Here is a 218-nt window from a genome sequence, read left to right as displayed (position 1 = left end):
GGCGGTGGTGGCGGGTGGGTTGTCGTTGGAGGACGGGGCGCGGGTGGTGGCGCTGCGGTCCAAGGCGATCCGGGCCATTGCCGGCCGCGGTGGCATGGTCTCTCTCGCTCAACCCCTGGCGGATGTTGAGGAACTGGTGACGGCTTGGGCGGGCCGGATCGACGTTGCGGCGGTGAACGGTCCGGGTTCGGTGGTGGTGGCCGGGGATGCGGATGCGC

The 218-nt window shown here is 71.6% G+C and carries 1 protein-coding gene; it reads left to right on the top strand.

Annotation, left to right across the window (positions count from 1 at the left end; translation table 11 throughout):
* The coding region (locus IH68_RS51575) for an acyltransferase domain-containing protein (protein ID WP_037886853.1) at positions 1-218 on the top strand (218 nt) is incomplete at both ends.

The organism is Streptomyces sp. NRRL S-646 (genome assembly GCF_000720765.1).
In the GTDB taxonomy this organism is placed as follows: Bacteria; Actinomycetota; Actinomycetes; order Streptomycetales; family Streptomycetaceae; genus Streptomyces.
The sequence above is the reverse complement of the archived record's forward strand: the minus strand, read 5'-3'. Positions and strand labels throughout refer to the sequence as shown.